The following is a 5614-nucleotide window of genomic DNA, read 5'->3' on the forward strand; positions in this document are numbered from 1 at the left end:
GCGCTGGCGGCGGCGGAGGCGTTCGCCCGCTCGGTCGCGCTCACGCCCAACGAGGCCGCCGCCCACGGCGTCGCCGTCAACCGCGACGGCCGCCGCCGCAGCGCCTTCGAGCTGCTGTCGCTGCCGGACGTGGACGTCACCCGGCTCGCCGGCATCTGGCCGGAACTTTCCCGCTTCGGCGCCGCGACCTTGGCGCAGCTCGAAATCGAGGCGTCCTACGCGGTCTATCTCGGCCGGCAGGACGCGGACATCCAGCGCTACCGGGCGGAGGAGACCGCCGGCATCCCGGCGGACATGGACTACGCCGCCCTCCCCGGCCTGTCGGCGGAGCTGAAGGCCAAGCTGGAGGCCGCCCGGCCGAGGACGCTCGGGCAGGCCGGGCGCATCGAGGGCATGACGCCGGCGGCGCTGACGCTGGTGGCGGCCCGAGCGCGCAAGACCGCCGGTCAGGCGGCGTGAACCGGAGAGCATGAGCATGGCGGGGTTCGATCCGGCCCAGCGCGCAGCCGACCGCGCGGCGGCGGCGCGGCTGATGGATGTTTCACGTGAAACATGGACGCGGCTGGACGCGCTGGTGGCCGCGCTGGATCGTTGGCAGGCCAAGACCAATCTGGTCGCGCCCACCACGCTGGCGCAGGTCTGGACCCGGCATGTGGCCGACAGCGCCCAGCTGGTGGAGCTGGCGCCGAAGGACGCGCGCGTCTGGGTCGATCTCGGCTCCGGCGGCGGCTTTCCAGGACTGGTGGTGGCCGCCCGGCTCGCGGGGCGCACGGACGTGCATCTGGTCGAGAGCAACCTGAAGAAGGCCGCGTTCCTGCGCGAAGCCGCCCGCGCCATGGGCGTGGCCGTGACGGTGCACGCCGTGCGGGCGGAGGCGGCGCTCGGCGGCGCCCTCCCCCGCGCGGACGTGGTGAGCGCCCGCGCGCTGGCTTCGCTGTCCGATCTGCTGCGTCTGGCGGCGCCGCTGTTGAAAACAGGCGCCGTCGGCCTGTTTCCGAAGGGCGAGAAGGCCGCCGATGAATTGACCCAGGCGCAGGAATCCTGGAACATTAACGCATCGTTTCATTCGAGCCGGACCGACCCCGCCGCCAGCGTCATTCGTGTGGAGGGCCTGTCCGAGCTGCGCAGCGGCTGATCGGTTTCGCGCCCGCCCGCGCGCTGGAGCTTCCGCCCATGCTGTCCTCCGCATTTCCCGAAGGCGCCGCCCCCCGCGTCCTCACCCTCGCCAACCAGAAGGGCGGCGTCGGCAAGACCACGACCGCCATCAACCTCGGCACCGCGCTCGCCGCCATCGGCGAGACCGTGCTGATCATCGACCTCGACCCGCAGGGCAACGCCTCCACCGGGCTCGGCGTCGATCGCCGCGCGCGCCGCATCTCCACCTATGACGTGCTGGTGGGCGAAGCGACGCTGGCGGAGACCATCCACGAGACCGCCGTGCCCCGGCTGCACCTCGCGCCCTCCACCATGGACCTGCTGGGCGTGGAATTGGAGATCGCGTCGGAGAAAGACCGCGCGCTGCGGCTGCGCGACGCCATCGCCGCGCTGCACGACGCCAAGGTGGGCGGCCGGGCCTACACCTATGTGCTGGTCGATTGCCCGCCGTCGCTCAACCTGCTCACCATCAACGCCATGGCGGCAGCGGACTCCATCGTGGTGCCGCTGCAGTGCGAGTTCTTCGCGCTGGAGGGTCTGAGCCAGCTTCTGAAGACGGTGGAGCAGGTGCGCGGCGCGCTGAACCCGGACCTCACCATCCACGGCGTGGTGCTGACCATGTTCGACCCGCGCAACAACCTGTCCAACCAGGTGGTGGCGGACGTGCGCCAGTTCATGGGACCGAAGGTGTACGACACCATGATCCCGCGCAACGTGCGGGTGTCGGAGGCGCCGTCCTACGGCAAGCCGGCGCTGCTGTACGATCTGAAATGCTCCGGATCGCAGGCCTATCTCAGGCTCGCCTCCGAAGTCATCCAGCGCGAGCGCGCGCTGCGGGCGGCCTGACGCGCCGCGTTTTGCGTTTGGAGAGCTGAACATGGCGGACGAGCCCCAGCGGTCGCGTCTCGGGCGCGGCCTTGCGGCCCTGATCGGCGACGTGGGCGACGAGACCGCGGTGGTGGAGCGCTCCCGCGGCCAGCGCCGCGCGCCGATCGCCCATCTGAAGCCCTCCGCCGCCAATCCGCGCCGCCGTTTCGCGGAGACGGACCTTGAGGACCTCGCGGCCTCGATCCGCGAGAAGGGCGTCATCCAGCCGATCATCGTGCGCCGGCTCGCGGGCGAGACGGATCGGTTCGAGATCATCGCCGGCGAGCGGCGCTGGCGCGCGGCCCAGAAGGCGGGCGTGCACGACGCGCCGATCCTCGTGCTCGACGTCACCGAGCGCGAGGCGCTTGAGATCGCCATCATCGAGAACGTGCAGCGCGCCGACCTCAACGCCATCGAGGAGGCCGTGGGCTACGAGCAGCTGATGGCGCAGTTCGCCTACCGGCAGGAGGATCTGGCGCGGGTCATCGGCAAGAGCCGCAGCCACATCGCCAACACCCTGCGGCTGACCAAGCTGCCCGACGACGTGAAGGAGCTCGTCACCGAGGGCGCGCTCTCCGCCGGCCACGCCCGCGCGCTGCTGGCGCTGCCCGATCCCTCCGCCGCCGCCCGCAAGACGGTGGCGAAGGGCCTGTCGGTGCGCGAGGTGGAGGCCCTGGCCCGCGCGCCGGAGATCAAATCCCTGGACGGCCTGCGCAAGCCGCGGCCGGAGAAGGACGCCGACACCGTGGCGCTGGAGCAGGCGTTGTCCGAAGCGCTCGGCCTCACGGTCGCGCTGGCGCCGAAGGGCGAGGGCGGCGAGCTGACGATCCGCTACCGCAGCCTTGAGCAGCTCGACATGGTCTGCCGCCGCCTGAAGGGCTGAGGTCTTCGGCCCTTCAGGGCTGAAAACCGCCCTGCCCTCCCAGACGACTCTGGAGGGCCCGCAGGCGGCCACGCTGTTTCGCGCAGGCCATCACAAGCGCCGCACTCGCGAACGCCGCCAGCGGCCATTTGTGAGGGTCGATTTTTCGGCGTGGACCGCCGTTTTCGCGGGGCGCGCTAGCCGACGGGGCGGCGCACCGAGGTGACGGGGCCGTCGGTGGGCGCGATCCGGGGGATCGCCTCGTGGAGCGGCTCCCGCACGGTCGCCATGTGGAACGCGTTCGCGTGCACCAGCGTGCCCTCGTCGATCAGCATGGCCACGTGGCCCTTCCAGAACAGCAGGTCGCCCCGGCGCGCCTCCGCCAGATCGATCGGGCGGCCGAGGTCGCGCTCCTGCATGTCGGCGTCCCGGGGCGCGGCCACCCCGCAGGCGGCGAGCGCGGTCTGGACCAGCCCGGAGCAGTCGAGCCCGAGACTGGTGCGGCCGCCCCAGATGTAGGGCGCGCCCACGAAGCGCTCGGCGACGGCGGCGGGATCGTCCTCGAAGGCGTCCAGCGGCGCGAGGTGGCGGGCGATGGCGAAGGCGCCGCTGTCGAGCGTCGCGAACCGGCCTTCCTCATGGACGACGGTCAGCCGCGCGCCGGTGGAGAGCGCGTCCATCGGCGGGACCTTGAACGAGGGCGAGGGGAACAGCAGCGTGCGCAGCGCCGCCACCCGGTGGGTGGGGGCGGAGGCGGTCTCGGCGGTCAGCGCGGCGGAGGGCATGTAGCCCACATAGCCGTCGAGCGCGAGCTGAACCCAGGCCCAGCCGTCCAGCTCGTCGTAGACCGTCACGTCTTCGCCGAACAGCGCCTCGGTCTCCAGCATGGCGTCCGGCTGCGGCGCGCGGCGCAGCGGCGCGTGGCCGACGGCGACGCGGCGGCGCTCGCCCGGCTCGAAGCGCAGCGCCTCCACCTGGCCCCTGAGATGGGCGGCGGCGACGTCGGGACGGGCGGGAGTGAGGCGGCGGTCGGCCATCGGGCGCTCCGGACGGGCTTCGCCCCGGCGCGGCGCGCCGTCAGCGGAACAGATAGGGCGCGGCGACGAAGCCCAGGATCACCAGCGCCAGCGAGACCCAGAACACCAGAGTGAGCCGGGTGTCCATCAGGCGCTTCGCCTGCGGGCCATAATAATAGAGCAGGGCGCAGGGCAGGAAGAAGCGCACGCCCCGCGCCACCACGCTCGCCAGCACGAAGGTGACGAAGTCGAGCTGCGTCAGGCCGCTCGCGATGGTGATGACCTTGTAGGGGATCGGCGTGATGCCGCCCCCGATCAGCACCATCAGCCAGCCGTAATCGTTGTATTTGCCGGCGATGTCCCCGAACTGGTCCGCCATGCCGTAGAGCGCGAGCAGCGGCTGCCCCACCGCCTCGAACAGGAAATAGCCGATCATGTAGCCGGCTATGCCGCCGATCACCGACGAGACCGTGCAGATCGTGGCGTAGCGCCAGGCCTTGGCCCGTTCGGCCAGGATCATCGGCAGCAGCATCACCTCCGGCAGGGCCGGAATGAACGAGCTTTCCGCGAAGCACAGCGCCGCCAGAGCGCGCTCGGCGTGCCGGTGGCGCGCCATGCGCAGAGACCAGTCGTAGACGCGTTGCAGCATGCGGCCCGTCGAGGTTCGGAGGTGGAAGACGTTATGCCAAGACGAGGCCCGCGCGTCCCGCCCGGGCGCGCGCGTTGACCGTTTCGTGACCGGCGGCCGCGATCACGCCGGGTAGCGCTCGGCGAGCAGCGCGGCGAGGGCGCGCGCGCCCTGCACCTCGCCGCCCTCGGGGCGGCCGGGCTTGGGCGAGGGCGCCCAGGCGAACACGTCGAGATGCGCCCAGGACCGCGCCCGGACGACGAAGCGGCGCAGGAACAGCGCGGCGGTGACGGAACCCGCAAACGGCCCGCCGGAAATGTGGTTCACATCCGCGATCTTGGACGCGAGCAGCTCGTCATAGGGGTTCCAGAGCGGCATCCGCCACAGCGGGTCGTGCTCGGCCGCCGCATGGCGAAGCAGATCGGCCGCGAGCGCGTCGTCGTCGGTGTAGAGCGGCGGCAGGTCCGGCCCCAGCGCCACCCGCGCGGCGCCGGTGAGGGTGGCGGCGTCCACGATCAGCTCGGGCGCCTCCTCGTCGGCGAGCGTCAGGCAGTCCGCCAGCACCAGCCGGCCTTCCGCGTCGGTGTTGCCGATCTCCACGTTCAGGCCCTTGCGGCTCGGGATCACGTCGCCGGGCCGGAAGGCGTCGCCAGAGATGGCGTTCTCCACCGCGCCGACGATGAGCCGCAGCCGCACGGGCAGCTTCGCGCCCATCACCATGTCGGCCAGCGCGATCATGGCGGCGGCGCCGCCCATGTCCTTCTTCATCAGCAGCATGGAGGCGTCCGGCTTGATGTTGAGCCCGCCGGTGTCGAAGGTCACGCCCTTGCCCACCAGCGTCACCTTCGGCGCGTCCTCCGCCCCCCAGACGAGATCGACCACCCGCGGCGCGTGATGCGGGGCGGCGGCGCGGCCGACCGCGTGGACCAGCGGGAAGTTCTGCGCCAGCAGGTCGTCGCCGACCACGGCGCTCACCACGGCGCCGTGGCGCTGGCCGAGCGCCCGGATCGCGGCTTCGAGCTCGGCCGGGCCGAGGTCGTTCGCCGGCGTGTTGACGAGGTCGCGGCCGAGCGTCACCGCCGCCAC

At 72.0% G+C, this 5614-nt stretch carries 6 protein-coding genes and 1 pseudogene; 4 read left to right on the top strand and 3 right to left on the bottom strand.

What is annotated here, in order from left to right:
• The 4 genes and pseudogenes from ACFQ4O_RS14510 to ACFQ4O_RS14525 all read left to right on the top strand — a co-directional run.
• A pseudogene (locus ACFQ4O_RS14510) lies at nt 1-459 on the top strand (tRNA uridine-5-carboxymethylaminomethyl(34) synthesis enzyme MnmG); the annotation flags it as partial.
• Nucleotides 460-475: 16 nt separating this feature from the next.
• Nucleotides 476-1135: a 16S rRNA (guanine(527)-N(7))-methyltransferase RsmG gene (gene rsmG / locus ACFQ4O_RS14515; RefSeq protein WP_378776559.1), complete on the top strand. Its 660-nt coding sequence runs from the start codon at nt 476-478 to the stop codon at nt 1133-1135.
• Between the two features lie 38 nt (nt 1136-1173).
• Nucleotides 1174-2001, top strand: coding sequence for a ParA family protein (locus ACFQ4O_RS14520; RefSeq protein WP_378776561.1), 828 nt, complete (start codon nt 1174-1176; stop codon nt 1999-2001).
• Nucleotides 2002-2032: 31 nt separating this feature from the next.
• Nucleotides 2033-2905, top strand: a complete 873-nt coding sequence (locus tag ACFQ4O_RS14525; RefSeq protein ID WP_378776563.1) for a ParB/RepB/Spo0J family partition protein — start codon at nt 2033-2035, stop codon at nt 2903-2905.
• 176 nt (nt 2906-3081) lie between these two features.
• On the opposite strand, the gene ACFQ4O_RS14530 is transcribed toward ACFQ4O_RS14525, so the two are convergent.
• From ACFQ4O_RS14530 to ACFQ4O_RS14540, 3 genes are all read right to left on the bottom strand, one after another.
• Nucleotides 3082-3921 (bottom strand): C40 family peptidase, encoded by an 840-nt coding sequence (locus ACFQ4O_RS14530; protein WP_378776565.1) that lies wholly within the window; start codon nt 3919-3921, stop codon nt 3082-3084.
• Between the two features lie 40 nt (nt 3922-3961).
• Nucleotides 3962-4549 (bottom strand): YqaA family protein, encoded by a 588-nt coding sequence (locus tag ACFQ4O_RS14535; RefSeq protein ID WP_378776567.1) that lies wholly within the window; start codon nt 4547-4549, stop codon nt 3962-3964.
• Nucleotides 4550-4651: 102 nt separating this feature from the next.
• Nucleotides 4652-5614, bottom strand: a 963-nt coding sequence (locus tag ACFQ4O_RS14540) for a leucyl aminopeptidase family protein (RefSeq protein WP_378776569.1), incomplete at its 5' end; no start/stop codon positions are given.

This window comes from Methylopila musalis, assembly GCF_042679725.1.
Taxonomy (GTDB): Bacteria; Pseudomonadota; Alphaproteobacteria; order Rhizobiales; family Methylopilaceae; genus Methylopila; species Methylopila musalis.

Excerpts from the sequence above, each read along its gene's own strand:
- ACFQ4O_RS14535 (WP_378776567.1), bottom strand. The coding sequence starts at position 4,549 with ATGCTGCAACGCGTCTACGACTGGTCTCTGCGCATGGCGCGCCACCGG.
- rsmG (WP_378776559.1), top strand. The coding sequence starts at position 476 with ATGGCGGGGTTCGATCCGGCCCAGCGCGCAGCCGACCGCGCGGCGGCG.
- ACFQ4O_RS14520 (WP_378776561.1), top strand. The coding sequence starts at position 1,174 with ATGCTGTCCTCCGCATTTCCCGAAGGCGCCGCCCCCCGCGTCCTCACC.
- ACFQ4O_RS14525 (WP_378776563.1), top strand. The coding sequence starts at position 2,033 with ATGGCGGACGAGCCCCAGCGGTCGCGTCTCGGGCGCGGCCTTGCGGCC.
- ACFQ4O_RS14530 (WP_378776565.1), bottom strand. The coding sequence starts at position 3,921 with ATGGCCGACCGCCGCCTCACTCCCGCCCGTCCCGACGTCGCCGCCGCC.